Raw genomic sequence first — 18,639 nt, 5'->3', positions numbered from 1 at the left:
CAATTGTGGGCCCAACAATCTGCCGCGCCGACAGTTCCACTCGAGCCCACCGTGGATAAGGAACTCATCCCAAATGCCGGCAAACCGCCGACGATCGATCGCCTCGCCACCGAAAATCTCACATGGCTTCCAACGTGATCTGCCGTGCGGTCGGCTTCACTACGATTGGTTCGTAGCGGCGTTAAATGAAACTTGCGGCGAGCCTTCGCAACTTTCTTTGAACCATCCGTGTTAGGATGGATCTATCAAGACAACCGAATTGAACCGAGCTGTGATCAAGGTCGAGCGAACCGGCGAAGGCGATCCACTTGAATTCGAGGTCACCGTCGGTGTGGGAAACGGCGAGACTCGCCATCACGTCACGATGGCAAGAGAGACTTGCGAACGGCTAGCGATGGGCACGCACACGCCCGAGCGTTGCATCGAGACAGCATTCCAATTCCTGCTTGATCGCGAGCCTCAGGAATCGATCCTGCGGCGTTTCGACATCACCGTGATCTCCCGTTACTTTTCCGAATTCGAGCGCGAACTGCCGCGCTACCTCTCTCGATCCTGAGAGCTTCGGCTAAAGGGCAGAATTGGTAGCGGGGAAGGGACTCGAACTCCTGACCCCAGGATTTTTTATAATGCGGTCTATCGTCCCGTCCGCGTTTGGGCCAAGTTTTCAAGCTCTATTCGTGCTTCGAATGGACGTCCAGAATGGCAAATGATCCTCCTACGAACTTGGGAATGCGCTTCGGCGGGAGAGAGGCTTTTCAGTCTGGGATGCGCGGCTTTCGTGTACCTTCAACCTCTCAAATGAACGCATCAGCGGCATGGGAACGAGAGCAGCAGGAAATACGGGACATAGTTGCTAAGCATCCTGAACTCGGCACGCTGGTCCGCAAAATGATCGCTGCTCAGACCCTACGCCGGCAATGGTGCACTACCGACATTTCTACACGCACTGCGTGTGCGTATTGCGCGTTAGAGCCGCCGCTGAGGCAGCCCCAGCGGTGCCATTTGCTTGTCTAACTTTGCCTCTTGGTAGGCTCAGACACCAACCTTCCTGCACTCCTCACCATATCAGGATATTGCCACAGCACGGACTGTATTTTTGTGCCCGGCCAAAATGTACTCGAATGCACGGCTGCGAACTCCTCAGAAAGTCGTTGAACAATCCAACGCTGATGCCGAGCGGTTGCTTCGTGATTGAGGTCATTTAGCCCACGCTGAATATGAGCGGCGAAATCGCCGGCCAAAGCAATGCCTGACACGTATTCGGCTTTCTCACCGTATTGAGACTCACGCCCAAACTGAATCTTCCAGGGCACCTCAGACTTCATGAATCTTTGCATTATCCGATTAAGGTGGCTAGTGAAGTTACCATCGAGCGACAGCGCTACTTTTTGTTGATGAGCCACTACAATAGGATAAAGAAAGGCCATCTCAACTTTTGCCTTGCCAGTCCACGCAGTGACGAAACTCCGCAAGATGTCGTAAACTTGCTCAATATCCCGAGGAGGAAGTCCAAAGAAATCGAAACCTCCGGTCAAATACGATTCCAAATCTATCTGAGGCGGCAACGATACTTTCGACTCCGCGATAGGCTGTCGCTGTAAAAGCTCCCCGATAAACTCTCTGTTCGACACACGATCGAAATGATAGGTGCGATTGAAGAACCGGGCTAGATAGCCTTCACTATTGAACCCACTTCCGTAAACTGCGCCGACGGAATGGCTCAATTGGACCGTATCAGTTGCGACGACAAAGACGACCTGATCGATATCGAACAGGTGTTTCATCCGCTCAAGCATTGCGATGGCAAAAGGCGGACGGCAACGATCAAGTTCGTCGACAAATACAAACAAGGGTAGAGGCTGGTTCTTGCTAGATAGGACCTCGAGAAACGCGCCAAGGTTCCGCCTGAATGTTGCGATTGTCCTCTTGGCTTCCCCGGAAGGTTGCCAAAAGGTTCTTACCCTGCTCGTCAACGATGTCGCCAAGTTTCTTTGATATGTCCTCAACACTCTTTTCGGCGCCTTCTGGCACACCTGTTTTTAGGATCGAGCCAATTTCGTCGATTCCGGATCCAAGTACTTTTCTCGCTAGATGGACCGTTGCGCCCTTTGCCGCGGCAACCGCTAGTGCACCACCGGTTCGCTTAGCTGCCTCCCATCGGTCCCGGGCTCGCTTTTCCTTTTTGACGAGCGGAGCTACCGCTTGGTCGATCGCATCCATTACCGACAGTAATGGGTCCTCGGCGTGATCGTCCTGCCACGCATTCACGTGGGCAACGATAAAACCTTCGGCCGCAAGCTGTTTGCCGAATCTTGAAAGAAAGAATGACTTTCCTCGCCCCCACTCCGCGTCGATATTCAAAACATAGGACGCGGGCAGTCCTGCTTCCTCTCGTTCGCGAATTCGGCCGAGTAAAAACGCTCGCAAGAACGAAGCATCCTCGGCTCGCCCGAGGCGATCCTGAGCCCAGATCTGTTGATTGGAATTCGCTACCTCTGTGGTAGCAGGCTGCGTGACCATGTCGCGATCATGTCGCGCCTACTCGCCGCCAGTCGACAGGAATGATTGATAATCAACGACATTTTCTCGCAACAAGCGCGACATGAATCCGCTCTAAGCGACGAGAGCTAAAAATTTGACGTCAGATCAAACACTTGTCTGGTAGCGGGAGAGGGACTCGAACCCCCGACCCCAGGATTATGATTCCCGTGCTCTAACCAGCTGAGCTACCCCGCCACGGCATCGCGGTGGCGGCAGGCAATGCCGCGGTCGCGAACGCGCGGCATATAAGGAGCGGGTCGATGACCTGTCAAGCAAAGCGAGCCGTCCGGCCAGGCATCTGCAAAATTGCGCTATTTCGGCCGGATTGACGGGTCGCCGCCGGGGCTGCCGGGCGGCGGAATCACCGGCGTCTTGCCATCTTCCGGCGTGGGCGCATGGATTTCGGGATCAACGCCCGGGGGCGGACACAATACGCCCTCCGAGCGGGCCAATTTGTCGCCGAGCGGCTCGGTCCGCTGACCGGTGGTCGTTCCTTCCCGCGCCTTTCCTTCCGGAACCGTCGCGCCGGAATTCGGCGCCGGCTGCATCGGGGCGCAATTGGCGGCGGCGCGGTCGGGCGATGGCGGTGCGGTCTGGGCGGGCGGCGTCGCCGGGCTGGGCGGGGCCTGAGCGCCCGCCATACTCGTAGCCGTCATCAACACACATGAAAGAAGAAGTGCCCGGTGCATTGCCATGTCGGGAAAACGGTCCGCGCGCGCGGAGGTTCCGCAGTTGGTTCGCCGCTTTTTTGTTTGACGCGTTTTCTTGAGCGAAAACGCTATGCGCTTCACGATTTCCGAAAACGGATCAGCGAAAAATGTCCCATCGGCGGCATCGGCCGCCGCTCGGTCAAGGTGACGCCGCCATGTTTGGCGGCCCAGTTGGTCAGGCGTTCCCACGGAAATTCCGGCCGCCAGCCCAGCCGCCGCGCCAGTGGCGCGAACGCCAGTTCGAACGCGCGGCGCGGACCGGTTTCGGCGCCGATGTGATTGACCAGAATGAGCTCGCCGCCCGGTTTCAGCACGCGGATGAAATCATCCAGCGTGCGTTCCGGATCCGGCACCGCCGTGATGACATATTGCGCCACCACCGCATCGAAAAACGAATCCGGAAACGCCAGGTTCTTGGCGTCCATCACCGCTAGCGCTTCGACATTGGTCAGGCCGAACTCGCGCACGCGCTTGAGCGCCCGCCGCAGCATCGGCTCGGAAATGTCGACGCCGCACAATTTCGTGTTGCGCGAGTATTCAGACAGCGACAGCCCGGTACCGACGCCGACGTCGAGAACACGTCCGCCGATTTTGTCGGCCGCCGCAATGGTCGATCGGCGGCCCTCGTCGAACACCTTGCCGAAAACCAGATCGTAGACCGGCGCCCAGCGCCCATAAGCTTTTTCGACCCCCTCGCGGTCGATGTCCCCAGCCATTCCCTCTGCCCCGATTTTTTCTTAAGTGCGCATCACCTCGGCGAGCGGCGCGGCCTTTTCCTGCGCCCCTCCCCTCGTCACCGGATGGCGTGCGGTCGCGCTCTTGATGAATCCGCCGCCGAGCACGCGCGCCTGTCCCGCAGGCGCATCGTAGAACACGCAGGCCTGGCCGGGCGATACGCCCTCTTCGCCGGCAACGAGTTCGACCTCATAACCGCCATCGACCGCGCGCAACCAGGCCGGCTGCGGCGCGCGCGTCGATCGCACGCGCACGAACATCTCGATGCCGTCGCCGATGACGCGGTCGAGCAGCCCGTCGCCGATCCAATTGACGTCACGCAGCAGGATGCGATCCATCCGCAACGCCTCGCGCGGCCCCACCACGACGCGGCGGCTGGTGGCATCGAGCTTGACGACATAGAGCGGCGCGCCGGCTGCAATGCCCAGTCCCTTGCGCTGGCCGACGGTGAAATGAACGATCCCTTGATGGCGGCCGATTGTATGGCCCTCGAGATCGACGATGTCGCCGGGCTCGATTGCGCCGGGCTTGAGGCGGCCGATAATGTCGGTGTAGCGCCCGGTCGGCACGAAGCAGATATCCTGGCTGTCCTGCTTTTCGGCGACTTCGAGGCCGAAGCGCCGCGCCAGCTCGCGCGTCTGCGGCTTGGTCATGTCGCCGAGCGGAAAGCGTAAGTAATCGAGCTGCTCGCGCGTGGTCGCGAACAGGAAATAGCTCTGGTCGCGATCGGAATCCGCGGCGCAGACCAGTGCGCGCGATCCGTCGGCAAGGCGGCGCGAGGCGACATAGTGTCCGGTCGCGAGCGCCTGCGCGCCGAGCTCACGCGCGGTCGCCAAGAGATCGCGAAACTTGATCGAGCGGTTGCACTCGATGCAGGGCACCGGCGTTTCGCCGAGCGCGTAGCTGTCGGCGAAATTGTCGATCACGGATTCGCGGAAGCGGCTCTCGTAGTCGAGCACGTAATGCGGAATGCCGATTCGCTCCGCCACGTTGCGGGCGTCGTGGATGTCCCGTCCCGCGCAGCAGGCCCCCTTGCGATGGGTGGCAGCGCCATGGTCGTAAAGCTGCAGCGTGATCCCGACCACGTCATAGCCTTCGGACTTCAGCAAGGCAGCCGTCACCGAGGAATCGACGCCGCCGGACATGGCGACCACGATCCGTGTGTCCTGCGGACGGCCTTCGAGATCCAAACTGTTTCGCATGCCAGGGGTCATCGACTTCAATCGCGAACGCTCCATCGCGGTTCGCGGCCAGGGTTTAAAAAGCCTTTATGCATAAGGCCTTAAGGCGCAATTCGGCCATACCGGGCCGGATCGGACGCCGCTCTTTAATATAGGCCGTATTCCCGTGAAGCAATCAGCCGATCCCCATTTTGGAGCTTGTCCAGGACGGCAAATCTTGCCGCCGGGCAGAAAAGGCGGCCGTGGTCACGCTCCGGGATCCGGACGTCATCTTTTTAAGTATTTGAAATAACTTGATATTTTTTACCACAGCGGCTGGCCCGGTCCTTGCTGAATGGTAGCCGAGAGCTCAGCGCGAGGGTTACCGTGGTTAGTGTCACGTCAGAAGTATCGGCAAATGCATCTTTCCAGAGCGCGGCGGCGAGGTCCGCCCGGCCGGATTCCGATCCGCCGGCCGGGAACGACAGCTTCGCGGCGCTGGTCGACAGTAACACGGCCGCGAGCCACAACGACCGCGCGCAGGACGCAGCGCCCTCCCCGCGCCGCTCCGACGACGCGCAATCAGCTTCCGACAACCGTTCGCGCGACAGCGCCGCCGCATCCGACAAGGCCGACAAGGCCGCGCGCACCGATTCGAATAATCGCGACGCCGCGGCCAAGATGCGCGACGACAAGACACGGGACGACAAGATAAGGGACGGCAAGACACGCGACGACGGCAAGGTCGACACCGACACCAACGCCGATGCCGAGACTAAGTCCGCAAAGACCGGCCGCGCCAAATCGAAGTCCGACGCACCGAAGTCCGAGAAGGCGTCCTCCGACGAAGCGACGCAGGTTTCTTCCGGAGACGCCTCACCCGCGACCGATCAGACCGAACTGGCGCAGGATGCAACGGCCGTGGTAACGGCCGACGCGATTGCCGCCGCCATCCCTGCTGCCGCAACGCCGCCGGCGACGACGGCTTCCGCCGCACCCGCGACCGATAAGGCGACCGCGCCGCTTGCCATCGCGGCGGCTGCGATCGCAGCCTCCGCTTCGCTCGCCGCCGAGACTGCGCCAGCCAGTCTCGCCGGTGAAAGCGCCGAAGCGACCGCCTCCACGACCGCGAACGCTGCGCAAGGGGACGGTACCAAGACCAACGCGCAGGGCATCGGCCAGGCCGTCAGCGCCCAGGCCACATCCGTCGACCCGCCGGTCACAACCGGCATCGCTCAGGCCGCCGCCGTGGTTGCAGCGACACCCGCCGCCACCAAATCGGCCGTGCCGCTCAAGAACCCCGATCTCGCCAGGAAAAGCGCGACGACGGCGGTCACGCCGGAAAACACCGCCGGGACCACGACCACTACCGCACCCGCAGCACCTGCCGCTGATACCGTCGTGCCTGCCGTCACGCCGCCGACCGAAGCCGCAGGCAAGCTTAAGTCCGAGAATGGCATCGCCGAGGCCGTGAAGGCCGACGCATCAGGCAATTCCATCGTGCCGTCGGCCGCCAACACCAACACACATTTTGCGGCCCCAGATGTCGTCGGCCAGACGCCGGTCAACGCGTCCGGCAACGGCCTGCAGGCTCCTGGTGCGATCCAGACGCAGCAACCGGCCGCTCCCACCACGACGGCGGCTGCCGCTACCCAACTCACCGCCACGGCAGCCACAAGCGGGGCAGTGCCGGTGAGCGGGCTTGCGATGGAAATCGCCGCGTCCGCCAAGAGCGGCAAGACCCGCTTCGAAATCCGGCTCGATCCCGCTGAACTCGGCCGCATCGACGTCCGCATCGATGTCGATCGCCACGGCCAGGTGACGTCGCATCTGACCGTCGAACGGCCGGAAACGCTGTCGATGCTGCGTCAGGACGCCAACCAGTTGCAGCGCGCACTCGACAACGCCGGCCTCTCGACCGGCAACGGCGGCCTGCAGTTCAGCCTGCGCGACCAGTCTTCGCAGGGCCAGAACGACGGCAACCAATCCAACCCCAACGCCCACCGCCTGGTGGTGGGCGAAGAAGACAACGTTCCGGCCGTGGTCGCCGGCCGCAGCTATGGTCGCATGCTCGGTTCGAGCGGCGGCGTCGATATCAGGGTTTAAGGAGATCGCCATGGCAGTCGATGCAACCATGCCGACGACCGTCGTTTCGGCGCCGGGGACCGGCACCGCGACGAGCAACAAAACCGCGTCGGAGAAGACGACGGGAATCGCGGATAATTTCCAGACCTTCCTGACGCTGCTGACCACGCAGTTGCAGCACCAGAACCCGCTCGATCCGCTCGACACCAATCAGTTCACCCAGCAGCTCGTGCAGTTCGCCGGCATCGAGCAGCAGCTCAAGTCGAACGAACAGTTGAAGGCGCTGGTGGAGATCGAAAAGAGCGCCCAGGCGACGCAGGCGCTGGTCTATGTCGGCAACACGGTCGCCGTCGACGGCAGCAAGGCGCAGTTCGACAAATCTGCGACCTGGAATTTCAATTCCGAGAAAGACACCAGCGCGACGATCACGATCACCAATTCGGCGGGACAGACGGCCTATACAGGCAACTATACGCTGAAGAAAGGCGGCTCCAGTTTTGTCTGGGACGGCAAGGGCAATGACGGCGTGCAGTGGCCGGCCGGCACTTACACCTTGACCGCCACGGGCAAGGACAGTTCGGGCAACAACGTCGCGATTTCCACCGAAGTCCAGGGCATCGTCGATTCAGTCGATCTCAGCGCCTCCCCGCCGCTGCTGTCGATCGGCGGCCAGAGCTACACCACCGACAAAATCAAGCGCGTGGTCCGTCCGAGCTCTTCCAGCTAAGCCCGGCCCACTCGCCTCGGTTGATCCGCCGCTCCCGGCCCGGCAATCCCTGATTGTACGCAAAAGCGTCACAGGGAACCGGGCCGGAGCCATTTCGATCATTTTCAAGGAGATTCGTATTGAAGCCGCAGGCTTAGGCAAATTTTAAGCCGAGGGGCGTAGGTTACCATGGTGAGTTCAGTGGTTGAGAGTTTGTGAGTACACCATGACAGAACCCCATCGCCCGAGGGTGAAATACGTCATCGGGCCTGACGGCAGTCCGTTAACAATTGCTGACCTGCCCGCGCCCGGAACCAAACGTTGGGTGATCCGCCGCAAGGCCGAAGTCGTCGCCGCGGTCCGTGGCGGCCTGCTCTCCCTCGAGGAAGCCTGCAGCCGTTATACGCTGACCGTCGACGAATTCCTGTCCTGGCAGTTTTCCATCGACCAGCATGGCCTGGCAGGCCTGCGGACCACCCGGATCCAGCAATATCGCCAGTAACTCTGGCGAACCGAAAGATTTGATGAAAACCGGCTTCGTTTTACGAAGCCGGTTTTTTTCATGCCGGAACTATTCGCGGCCGCCTTAAAGGTTGTTAACCATATGGAAACCATCCCCTAGGCAATAATTGCCCAGTCGGTCCCTCGGGCCGAATCCCTGGGGGCGGTTGGTGCAAAGTCTCGTTGCTTTCCTGAAAGGCCTGGGCGCAGCGCGACTGATGGCCATGGTTGCGGTGACGACCGCGCTGATCGGCTTCTTCGCCTTCGTCATCATGCGCGTCACCACGCCGCAGATGACCACCCTGTTCACCGACCTCTCCACCGAAGATTCCTCCGGCATCATCAAGGATCTGGAGCGCCAGGCGATTCCCTTCGAGCTGCGCAACGAAGGCGCGGTCATCATGGTGCCGAAGGACAAGGTCACGCGGCTGCGGATGAAGCTGGCCGAAAGCAACCTGCCCAAGGGCGGCGGCGTCGGCTACGAGATTTTCGACAAGTCCGACGCCCTCGGCACCACGAGCTTCGTCCAGAACATCAATCATCTGCGCGCGCTGGAGGGCGAACTCGCCCGCACCATCCGCGCCATCGACCGCATCCAGGCCGCCCGCGTCCATCTGGTGATGCCGGAACGGCCGTTGTTCGCCCGCGAGGCGCCGGAGCCGTCGGCTTCGATCGTAGTGCGGGTGCGCGGCAGCCTCGAACCCCAGCAGATCCGTGCCATCCGTCACGTCGTTGCCTCCGCCGTCAACGGACTAAAGCCGCAGCGGGTGTCGATCGTCGACGAAGCCGGCCGGTTGCTGGCCGACGGCGCCAGCAAGGACCCCGAGATCGCCGTCGGCGACGAGCGCCGCACCGCCTTCGAGAAGCGCATGCGCAACGAAGTCGAGGCGATCGTCTCCTCGGTGGTTGGCCAGGGCCGCGCCCGCGTCCAGCTCACCGCCGACTTCGACTACAACAAGGTCACCCAGACTTCCGACAAGTTCGATCCCGAGGGCCGCGTACTGCGCTCCACCCAGACCCGCGAGGAATCTTCCCTCACTGCCGAGAACAACGGCCAGGTAACGGTCAACAACGAACTGCCCGGCAATCAAACTAACACCACGCCGGCGGCCCGCGACCAGAGCAAGAAGAGCGAGGAGACCAACAACTACGAGATTTCCCGCACCACCAAGACCGAGGTCACCGAGGCCGGACGGGTCAACCGGATCTCGGTCGCGGTGCTGGTCGACGGCGCCTACACCAAGAACGAAAAAGGCGAAATGGTCTATCAGGACCGCAGCAAGGAGCAGCTCGACCGCATCGCCACGCTGGTGCGCTCGGCAATCGGCTTCGACCAGAAGCGTGGCGATCAGGTCGAGGTCGTCAATCTCCGCTTTGCCGAAGCGCCCTCCGTTCCACCGGTCGTCGAGCCGGGCGGGCTCCTGGGTATGCTGCAATTCACCAAGGATGACGTCATGTACGTCATCGAGCTCGGCGTCATGATGCTGCTCGGCCTCGTGGTGCTGTTCCTGGTGATCCGCCCGCTGGTCAAGCGCATCCTGGCTGCCGAAGTCGTTCCCGCGCTGACCGAACCGACGCCCGCATTGATCGAGGGCAGCGGTCCAAACGGAGAACTCGGGCCCAATCAGGCCTTGATTGCCGGCACTAGCGGCACCGCTCAGTTGATCGACGTCGCGCAGGTCCAGGGCCAGGTCCACGCCCAGGCCGTGCACAGGGTCGGCGAACTGGCCGAACGAAATCCGAACGAGACCGCCTCCATTGTTCGCCAATGGCTGAGCGAACCCGCCGAGAGCTGACATGGCCGCCGTACCGCAAACCTCAAACGCCAACGACATCACCACCGTCATCTCGGCGCTGGCGAGCCGTCAGAGCAACCGGCCCAAAGGCAAGCCGTTGAGCGGCCCGAAGCGCGCCGCCATCCTGATGCTGGCGCTGGGCGAGCAATATGGCGGCAAGGTGTGGTCTCTGCTCGACGACGACGAGGTGCGCGAACTGTCGATCCACATGTCGACGCTCGGCACCGTCGAGGCCGATGTCGTGGAAGACCTGTTGCTCGAATTCGTCTCGCGGATGTCGGCCTCCGGCGCCCTGATGGGCACCTTCGACGCCACCGAACGGCTGTTGCAACAATATCTGCCCTCTGAGCGCGTCAGCGGCATCATGGATGAAATTCGCGGCCCCGCCGGCCGCAACATGTGGGAGAAGCTCTCCAACGTGCAGGAGGAGGTGCTCGCCAACTACCTCAAGAACGAATACCCGCAGACCATCGCGGTGGTGCTGTCGAAGCTGAAGCCCGAGCACGCCGCGCGCGTGCTGGCGATCCTGCCCGAGGACCTCGCGCTCGATGTGGTCGGCCGCATGCTGAAGATGGAAGCCGTCCAGAAGGAAGTCATCGAGCGCGTCGAGCAGACGCTGCGCACCGAATTCATGTCCAACCTGTCGCAGACCCGCCGCCGCGACGCCCACGAGGTGATGGCCGAAATCTTCAACAATTTCGACCGCCAGACCGAGACTCGCTTCATCACCTCGCTGGAAGAGGAAAACCGCGAATCCGCCGAGCGCATCAAGGCGCTGATGTTCACCTTCGACGACCTGATCAAGCTCGATTCCGCCTCGGCCCAGACGCTGATGCGCAACGTCGACAAGGACAAGCTCGGCATCGCGCTCAAGAGCGCCAATGAAGAGGTGCGCGCCTTCTTCCTCGGCAACATGTCCTCGCGCGCCGGCAAGATGCTGCTGGACGACATGGCCGCGATGGGACCGGTGCGGCTGCGCGATGTCGACGAGGCGCAGGCGCTGCTTGTCAACCTCGCCAAGGACATGGCCGCCAGGGGCGAAATCACCCTGACCAAGAACCGCGCCGACGACGAATTGGTGTACTGATGGCCGCGCCCGCAAAATTCCTGTTCGACACCGACTTCGCAGCGCCCGACAGGACGCGCGAGCGTGCCGCCACGGCCGCCGAGATCGCGCAGAAGGTCGCGGAGGCCGAGGCACGTGCCTACCGCGCCGGCTACGAGGCAGCCCAGCACGAGGCCAAAGTCGAGAGCGACCGCCGCTCGGCGCTGGCGCTGGAAGAGATCGGCATCGCCATCAAGGGCATCGCCACACGTGTCTCCGGCATCGAGGCCAGGATGGAAACCGAGGCCGTCGATGTCGCGGTCGCGGTGGCACGCAAGCTGTGTAGCGAACTGATCGCCCGCGAACCGCTCGGCGAGATCATGGCGCTGGTCAGCGACTGCTTCTCGCATCTGGTCGCTACCCCGCATCTCGTCGTCCGCATCAACGACCAGCTCTACGAGGCCGCCCGTGAGAAGATCGAACGCCAGGCGGCCCAAAGCGGCTTCGAGGGCCGGCTGGTGATCCTGGCTGAGCCCGGCATCGCTACCGGCGACTGCCGGATCGAATGGGCCGACGGCGGCGTCGTGCTGGAACGCGCGGCCATCGAAGCGAAGATCAGCGAACTCGTCGGGCGCTATCTGGCGTCCCACGATCAGGCCGCAATGTGAAGGCCATGAGGACTGAACCAAAGGCCATGAGGACTGAACCATGAGTGACACCGACGCACAGGTACCACTACCCGATCTCAACGCCGCGGACGCGCCGCCGGTTGACGATCTCGCCTACAACGAGGACGAACAGGCCTCGCGCATCGCAGCCGACCTCGAGGCCGTATTCGACGTGCCCGTGCAGGTCTCGGCCGTGCTCGGCCGCTCCAAGATGGACGTCGGCGAGCTGTTGAAGCTCGGACCCGGCACCGTGCTCGAACTCGACCGCCGCGTCGGCGAAGCCATCGACATTTACGTCAACAACCGCCTGGTGGCGCGTGGCGAAGTCGTGCTGGTCGAAGACAAGCTCGGCGTGACCATGACGGAAATCATCAAGGCAGAACGCAACTAACAATTTTGACAATACGCGCGCGTGAGGCGCGAACAGACGGACAGGAGACAGACATGCGGCTTCTCATCGTTGGCACATTGAAGGGCCAGCTCACGACCGCCACCAAGATCGCGATGGAAAACGGAGCTTCGGTGACCCATGCCGAGGGGACCGAACAGGCGATGGCCGTGCTGCGCGGCGGCAAGGGTGCCGACCTGCTGCTGGTCGACGTCGCCCTCGACATCCGCGACCTGGTGATGCGGCTGGAAGCCGAACATATTCACGTGCCGATCGTGGCCTGCGGCATCTCCAACGATGCCCGCGCCGCGGTCGCCGCGATCCGCGCCGGCGCCAAGGAATACATCCCGCTGCCGCCGGATCCGGAACTGATCGCCGCCGTGCTTGCTGCCGTCGCCAATGATTCGCGCGATCTGGTCTATCGCGATGAAGCGATGGGCAAGGTGATCAAGCTGGCGCAGCAGATCGCGGGCTCCGACGCCTCCGTGATGATCACTGGCGAATCCGGAACCGGCAAGGAAGTGCTGGCGCGTTATGTCCACACCCGCTCGACCCGCGCCAAGCGGCCGTTCATCTCGATCAATTGCGCGGCAATTCCCGAACACCTGCTGGAATCCGAACTGTTCGGCCACGAGAAGGGCGCCTTCACCGGCGCGGTCGCCCGCCGCGTCGGCAAGTTCGAGGAAGCCACTGGCGGTACGCTGCTGCTCGATGAAATCTCGGAAATGGACGTGCGGCTGCAATCCAAACTGTTGCGCGCGATCCAGGAACGCGTGATCGACCGCGTCGGCGGCACCAAGCCGGTGCCGGTCGACATCCGCATCATCGCGACCTCGAACCGCAACCTCGCAGACGCCGTGCGCGAAGGCACCTTCCGCGAGGATCTGCTGTTCCGCCTCAACGTCGTCAACCTGAAGATCCCGCCCTTACGCGACCGTCCGGCCGACATCCTCGAGCTGGCGCAGCACTTTGCCAAGAAATACGCCGACGCCAACGGCGTGCCGCTGCGGCCCATTTCCGCCGATGCGCGGCGGGTGCTGACATCAAACCGCTGGCAGGGCAACGTTCGCGAGCTGGAAAACACCATCCACCGTTCAGTGCTGATGGCGCAAGGGGACGAGATTGGACCTGAGGCCATCCTGACCCCCGATGGCGACCGCCTCGACCTCGCCAAAACCGCGCCCGCCGTGGCCCACGCCACCTTTGCCGCCGAACAGGTGACCCGGGCTCTCGTCGGCCGCACCGTCGCGGACGTGGAGCGCGACCTGATCCTGGAGACGCTGAAGCACTGCCTCGGCAATCGCACCCATGCCGCCAACATCCTCGGCATCTCGATCCGCACGCTGCGCAACAAGCTGAACGAATATGCCGACGGCGGCATACCGATTACACCGGCCGGCTCCGGCGACAGTCAGCGGTTTGTCGTGGCGGGGTAAAGCGCAAAGCGACGATGATCGCGTCTCTGTCATTCCGGGATGGTCCGAAGGACCAGACCCGGAATCTCGAGATTCCGGGTTCGATGCTGCGCATCGCCCCGGAATGACGGCATCTACGAATAACTCGGCGCGTCGGGCTTACGGAAAATGTGGATGGGGTCGCCGGGCTGCAGGTCGTGCCCGGTGAAAACAGCATAGGCATACAGCGCGAGATAGGCGATCGCGAGCGCGCCGATGCCGTAGAAAACCCAAATAGCCAATCGCTTCATCAGATCGCCGTACCGCGTTGAGTCATCGGCCGAGGCTAACATAGCGCGCGGTACCGGCCCAGCCTCTAACCCGCCGCCACTTTCTGCGCCGGCGCGACATTGATCGCGAGCTTGCCGTAGCGATCCGTAAAGGCCTCGGTGTCGATCTCCTCGAGCTGGATCGCCCCGCTTATCACGCCCTGCTTCCAGGCGTCGTGTTCGGGGTCGTTCTGGAATTCGGGCATCACCTCTTTGGCGAACAGTTCCAGCGACTCGCAGATGTGCTCATGGGTATTCTTGCCCGCCTGATTGAGCAGGATCACCTGGTCGATGTGGGATGAGCGGAAACGTCTTAGCTTTTTGCGGATGGTTTCCGGCGACCCGATCAGGCCGCCGCGCAGCGCCGCCTCCTGCGCCTCGGGATTTTCACGCTTCCATTTGTTGTACTCGTCCCACATGTTGACGGTGCCGGGGTCGGGACGCTGGCGGTTCTGCGAGGCGCCGTAGTAACGCAGCGCGAACTGGAAGAAGGTGGCGCCATCGGCGCGGGCCCGGGCCTCCTCATCGGTCCTGGCGCACATGAAGAACGACACCAGCGCCATGTTCGGATTGATCTCGTAGTCCGCGAGTTTCTTCAGCCGCTTGGTGATCGCATTGTAATAGGCATGCACCCAGGCATGCGCCGCTTCAGCGCTGACGAACTGGAAGCCGAGCGCGCCGAAACCGTTCTGGCCGGCGCGCTCAATGGTCGGGAGCTGCGAGCACGCCATCCACAGCGGCGGATGCGGCTTCTGCACCGGCTTCGGCACCACATTGCGCAGGGGGATGTCGAAATACTTGCCGTGATGCTCGGTGCCGACCTTGGTGAACATCGGGAAGATCGCCTGAACCGCCTCCTCGAACACCTCGCGCTTGGTCTCCATGTCGCGGCCGAACGGCGTCAGTTCGGTGATGGAGGCACTCTCGCCCATGCCGAATTCGCAGCGGCCGTTGCTGAGCAAATCAAGCACCGCGACCCGCTCGGCGACGCGCGCGGGATGGTTGGTCGTGAGCTGGAAAATGCCGTGGCCAAGTCGGATGTTTTTGGTGCGCTGGCTGGCGGCGGCGAGAAAGGATTCCGGCGCGGGCGAGTGCGAATATTCTTCCAGGAAATGATGTTCGACCACCCAGGCGTAGTCATAGCCGAGCCGGTCGGCGGTCTCGAGTTGCGTCAGCGCATTTTGGTAGAGCCGAAGTTCGTCGCCCTCTTCCCAGGGGCGCGGCAGTTGCAGCTCGTAAAAAATGCCGAAGTTCATGACGCCTCCCAGGACCGTTTGTTCAAGACCGTTTGTTGTTTTCGGGGCAGTGTATGCTCCGCAAATCGCAAGTCTAGCCTTGGTCTTGAAGGGACAATTCCGTGTCACGGAAGTTGTCTTGCATGGAACGCGCGAATGGTTAGCTTTACAGTCCGTTGAGTCGCGGCCTTCCGCCCGCTCTTCTCTCCATCTGGACCCCATGACGATTTTTACGCCGCATCAGGATTCCGCGCTGAAGGCCGTTGCCGACTGGCTGAAGGCAAAGCCGGGCCGCAACGGCACGCCGCCGGTGTTTCGCCTGTTCGGCTATGCCGGCACCGGCAAGACCACGCTGGCGCGGCACATCGCCGAGGGCGTCGACGGCGAGGTGAAATATGCCGCGTTCACCGGCAAGGCGGCGCTTGTGATGCGCAACAAGGGTTGCGACAACGCCTCCACCATCCACTCGCTGATCTATCGCGCCAAGGAATCCGGCGTCGAGCAGCCGAGCTTTGAGTTGTGGGACGACGCACCGGCTTCGAAGGCAAAGCTGATTGTGATCGACGAATGTTCGATGGTCGACGCCGAACTCGGCCGCGACCTGATGTCGTTCGACTGTCCACTGCTCGTGCTCGGCGATCCCGCGCAGTTGCCGCCGATCCAGGGCGGCGGCTTCTTCACCAATTGCGAGCCCGACGCGATGTTGACGGAGGTGCATCGCCAGGCCCAGGACGATCCGATCGTGAGGATGTCGATGGACATCCGCGAGGGCCGCGAGCTCGAAATCGGCCGCCACGGCGAGAGTGAAGTGGTGCCGCGCAGCGAGCTCGATCCCGACCGCGTCATGAGCGCCGACCAGGTGCTGGTCGGCCGCAACAATACCCGCCGCGCCTACAACATGCGGATACGGCAGAAGCAGAGCATCGAGGATCCCCTGCCGGTCGCTGGCGACAAGCTGGTGTGCCTGCGCAACAACCGCAAGAAGGGCCTGTTCAACGGCGGACTGTGGCGCGTGAAGTCGCGCACCCAGCCGCGATCGAAATCGCAGATCCTGACCATGCGGCTGTCGCCCGACGAAGAGTTCGGCCATAAGGTCACCAAGGTTTCAGTACGCCATGATTGCTTCCAGGGCGGCATTGAGGCGATCCCGTGGGAGCAGCGCAAACCCTACGACGAGTTCGACTATGGCTACGTCCTCACCGTGCACAAGTCGCAGGGCTCGCAATGGGACGACGTCGTGCTGTTCGACGAGAGTTTTGCGTTTCAGGACAGTAGGGCGAGATGGCTGTACACCGGCATCACGCGCGCGGCGAAAAGGCTGAGTGTGGTGGTGTGACGGTCTCTTCCGTCATTGCGAGCGAAGCGAAGCAATCCAGAATCTCACCGCGGAGTCAGTCTGGATTGCTTCGTCGCTTCGCTCCTCGCAATGACGGCAGCGACCTATTTCCCCGCCACGAAGTAGAAATCCTCGCGTCCCGGCAATGAGCCGTAGGTGAACGGCTGCTGCGTGCGGTTGGTCGCCATCCAGACGTCATCGCGGACGATGTCGAACAGCTTGCGCACCTCGATCTTCGGCTCCTTGATGACGCGCGCGAGCACCGTGGCGAACGGGCTGTTGAGGGAATCGCCGTCAAGCGCGGTCTCGCCATGCTTGGCGGCGTAGACCACCATGAAGCCGGCTTCCGGCTCGATGTTGGAGAAGCCGCGGTTGACCAGTTTTAGCGAAATCGTCCGCTGCATGGACTTTTCGAAGGGATTGTCGCGGCAGGCATCGAGCATCACCAGTCGCAGTTTTCGCGCGCCGGCGACCGCGGCGATCACCTGCTCGAGCGCGACCGCCTGCGTCTCCGCGTCACTGTCGGCCTTCAGCCTGGCGTCGACCGGGATCAGATAATTCACGCCGCCGATCTCCATGCCGTGACCGGCATAATAGACGACGGCCCAATCCGCCTTTTCGGCCTCCAGGCCGAACTGGTGCAGGGCGGCGAAGAATTTGTCGCGGGTGAGATCGGGTGCCAGCGTCACCGTGGCAAAGCCGAGTTCGCGAAAGGTCGATGCGATCAGTTTGGCGTCGCGCGGCGGATTATCCAGCGGGGCGACATTTTTGTAAGCGCCGTTGCCGACGATCAGCGCGACCTTGCGCGGCCCCGCCAGTTGTGGCGTCGACGGCGCGGCGGTGCCCAGCAGGGCTTCCAGCCGCTCCTTGGCGATACCGCGCGCAAGCGTAGTATCGATATCCTCGCGTCTTGCCGCGACGGCGTTGGCTGCCGAGCGATAGTCGGCGCGTGCGGCGGCAAGGTTGCGGCGTTTCTCGAAAAGCTGCCCGCGGCCGACATAGGCGCGGACGTAGTTCGGATTGATCTTGAGCACCTGGTTGTAATCGCTGAGGGCGGCGTCGAGATTGCCCTTGCCGAGATAGGCATTGCCGCGGCTGGTCAGCGCGTAAACGTTGTTCGGCGACTTGGCCAGCGCCGCATTGCAGTCAGCGAGCGCGTCATCGAACCTGCCCATGCTGGCGTAGGTAACGCACCGGTAGCCCGGAACGTGCGGACCGTCCGGATTGACCTTTTGCGCCTCGGCATAGTCGGCGAGCGAGGCGTCGTACAGCTTCATCAATCCTTGCACGCGGCCCCGGTTGTAGTGGTGCAGATAGCGGCTCTGGTCATTGAAGATATGTTTGACCGCCAGGTTGAACTCATCGAGCGCACGCTGCAGCTCTCCCCGGCGCATGAAGATGACGCCGCGGTTGTTGTAGGCACTGCCGAAGCTCGGGCGCAACTGCAGGCACAGATCGTAGTCGGCGAGCGCGCGCTCGTCGTCGCCCTTGTGGCTGTGGGCAATGCCGCGTGCGTTGATGACGTTGATATTCTGCGGCGCGATCTCGTGGGAGGCGGTGAACGCCGCGATCGCGCCATCGTAATCGCGCTTCTTCACCAGGGCATCGCCGCGATACCAGAAGGCGGCTGCCCTGGAGGTCCCCGTGATCTTCTCGTCGGCAATCACGCTTTCGCAGGCTGCGAGCCGGGCTGCCGGTTCCGCCGCGTTATTTCGGCAGGTCTCGACATCGCCCGCGGCCCGCGCGGGACCGGCGGCGACAAGCAAGACGAGACCCAGCAACAAGTGCCGCAACATCAGCGGAACGCTCCGGCGCATGGATTTTGGTCACGGCGCGACCACCGATTCATTGTGGAAAGGCAGGCCCGCACTGGTCAAGTGATCGAGATCACCCCTCCAAATACTTGCGTAGATGGCCCTATTCACGAACTCGTGTGGCGCACGCCGTAACAATCCGCAGCCAGCGCCGTATCATGGGCATCGGCGAGAATTGAGCCGATTGCAGAACGCC

Annotated in this window: 18 protein-coding genes and 1 tRNA gene; 10 read left to right on the top strand and 9 right to left on the bottom strand. The window is 62.3% G+C overall.

Annotated features, from left to right (window positions below; translation table 11 throughout):
- Positions 1-259: 259 nt before the first annotated feature.
- Positions 260-556: a hypothetical protein gene (locus tag V1277_RS21340; protein ID WP_334417973.1), complete on the top strand. Its 297-nt coding sequence runs from the start codon at positions 260-262 to the stop codon at positions 554-556.
- A gap of 454 nt (positions 557-1,010) precedes the next feature.
- Here the strand turns inward: V1277_RS21340 and V1277_RS21335 are convergent, their stop codons facing one another.
- The 6 genes from V1277_RS21335 to mnmA form a co-directional block, all read right to left on the bottom strand.
- A complete protein-coding gene (locus tag V1277_RS21335; protein ID WP_334417972.1) occupies positions 1,011-1,973 on the bottom strand; it encodes a KAP family P-loop NTPase fold protein in 963 nt (320 codons plus the stop codon).
- Positions 1,870-2,520, bottom strand: a complete 651-nt coding sequence (locus V1277_RS21330) for a P-loop NTPase fold protein (RefSeq protein ID WP_334417971.1) — start codon at positions 2,518-2,520, stop codon at positions 1,870-1,872. Before V1277_RS21330 ends, V1277_RS21335 begins: the two co-directional genes overlap by 104 nt.
- Before the next feature lie 139 nt (positions 2,521-2,659).
- Positions 2,660-2,736 (bottom strand) — tRNA-Met (locus V1277_RS21325).
- A 116-nt stretch (positions 2,737-2,852) separates the two neighbouring features.
- Entirely contained in the window at positions 2,853-3,236 is a 384-nt protein-coding gene (locus V1277_RS21320; RefSeq protein ID WP_334417970.1) for a hypothetical protein, read from the bottom strand.
- 92 nt (positions 3,237-3,328) lie between these two features.
- Positions 3,329-3,967, bottom strand: coding sequence for a class I SAM-dependent methyltransferase (locus V1277_RS21315; protein WP_334417969.1), 639 nt, complete (start codon positions 3,965-3,967; stop codon positions 3,329-3,331).
- A 21-nt stretch (positions 3,968-3,988) separates the two neighbouring features.
- The gene (mnmA, locus tag V1277_RS21310; RefSeq protein ID WP_334417968.1) at positions 3,989-5,188 is read right to left on the bottom strand and encodes a tRNA 2-thiouridine(34) synthase MnmA; all 1,200 of its coding nucleotides are present in this window, start codon (positions 5,186-5,188) and stop codon (positions 3,989-3,991) included.
- A gap of 345 nt (positions 5,189-5,533) precedes the next feature.
- Here mnmA and V1277_RS21305 point away from each other — a divergent pair, with 345 nt between their 5' ends.
- From V1277_RS21305 to flbD, 8 genes are all read left to right on the top strand, one after another.
- Complete coding sequence (locus V1277_RS21305; protein ID WP_334417967.1) at positions 5,534-7,252, top strand: flagellar hook-length control protein FliK; 1,719 nt, start codon at positions 5,534-5,536, stop codon at positions 7,250-7,252.
- 10 nt (positions 7,253-7,262) lie between these two features.
- Positions 7,263-7,958: a flagellar hook assembly protein FlgD gene (locus tag V1277_RS21300; RefSeq protein ID WP_334417966.1), complete on the top strand. Its 696-nt coding sequence runs from the start codon at positions 7,263-7,265 to the stop codon at positions 7,956-7,958.
- A gap of 205 nt (positions 7,959-8,163) precedes the next feature.
- Positions 8,164-8,439: a CtrA inhibitor SciP gene (sciP, locus tag V1277_RS21295; RefSeq protein WP_002714638.1), complete on the top strand. Its 276-nt coding sequence runs from the start codon at positions 8,164-8,166 to the stop codon at positions 8,437-8,439.
- A 169-nt stretch (positions 8,440-8,608) separates the two neighbouring features.
- Positions 8,609-10,234 carry a flagellar basal-body MS-ring/collar protein FliF gene (gene fliF, locus V1277_RS21290; protein WP_334417965.1) on the top strand — a complete coding sequence of 542 codons (1,626 nt, stop codon included), beginning with the start codon at positions 8,609-8,611 and terminating at the stop codon, positions 10,232-10,234.
- Position 10,235: 1 nt separating this feature from the next.
- Positions 10,236-11,321: a flagellar motor switch protein FliG gene (gene fliG / locus V1277_RS21285; protein WP_028349460.1), complete on the top strand. Its 1,086-nt coding sequence runs from the start codon at positions 10,236-10,238 to the stop codon at positions 11,319-11,321.
- On the top strand, positions 11,321-11,947 hold the full coding sequence (locus tag V1277_RS21280; protein WP_334417964.1) for a FliH/SctL family protein: 627 nt from the start codon (positions 11,321-11,323) through the stop codon (positions 11,945-11,947). Before fliG ends, V1277_RS21280 begins: the two co-directional genes overlap by 1 nt.
- A gap of 40 nt (positions 11,948-11,987) precedes the next feature.
- Complete coding sequence (gene fliN, locus V1277_RS21275) at positions 11,988-12,338, top strand: flagellar motor switch protein FliN (protein WP_057847186.1); 351 nt, start codon at positions 11,988-11,990, stop codon at positions 12,336-12,338.
- A 53-nt stretch (positions 12,339-12,391) separates the two neighbouring features.
- Entirely contained in the window at positions 12,392-13,771 is a 1,380-nt protein-coding gene (gene flbD / locus V1277_RS21270) for a sigma-54-dependent transcriptional regulator FlbD (RefSeq protein ID WP_334417963.1), read from the top strand.
- A 113-nt stretch (positions 13,772-13,884) separates the two neighbouring features.
- Here the strand turns inward: flbD and V1277_RS21265 are convergent, their stop codons facing one another.
- Both V1277_RS21265 and V1277_RS21260 read right to left on the bottom strand, forming a co-directional pair.
- Positions 13,885-14,040, bottom strand: coding sequence for a hypothetical protein (locus tag V1277_RS21265; RefSeq protein ID WP_334417962.1), 156 nt, complete (start codon positions 14,038-14,040; stop codon positions 13,885-13,887).
- A 65-nt stretch (positions 14,041-14,105) separates the two neighbouring features.
- Positions 14,106-15,314, bottom strand: a complete 1,209-nt coding sequence (locus V1277_RS21260; protein WP_334417961.1) for an LLM class flavin-dependent oxidoreductase — start codon at positions 15,312-15,314, stop codon at positions 14,106-14,108.
- A 199-nt stretch (positions 15,315-15,513) separates the two neighbouring features.
- On the opposite strand from V1277_RS21260, the gene V1277_RS21255 reads away from it, so the two are divergent.
- Entirely contained in the window at positions 15,514-16,629 is a 1,116-nt protein-coding gene (locus V1277_RS21255) for an ATP-dependent DNA helicase (protein WP_334417960.1), read from the top strand.
- 104 nt (positions 16,630-16,733) lie between these two features.
- Here the strand turns inward: V1277_RS21255 and V1277_RS21250 are convergent, their stop codons facing one another.
- Positions 16,734-18,425 (bottom strand): caspase family protein, encoded by a 1,692-nt coding sequence (locus tag V1277_RS21250; protein ID WP_334417959.1) that lies wholly within the window; start codon positions 18,423-18,425, stop codon positions 16,734-16,736.
- Positions 18,426-18,639 lie beyond the last annotated feature (214 nt).

Origin of the sequence: Bradyrhizobium sp. AZCC 1588 (genome assembly GCF_036924735.1) — a bacterium.
Classification (GTDB): Bacteria; Pseudomonadota; Alphaproteobacteria; order Rhizobiales; family Xanthobacteraceae; genus Bradyrhizobium.
Note: the sequence above shows the minus strand (reverse complement) of the source record. Positions and strands in the feature narration are given on the sequence as shown.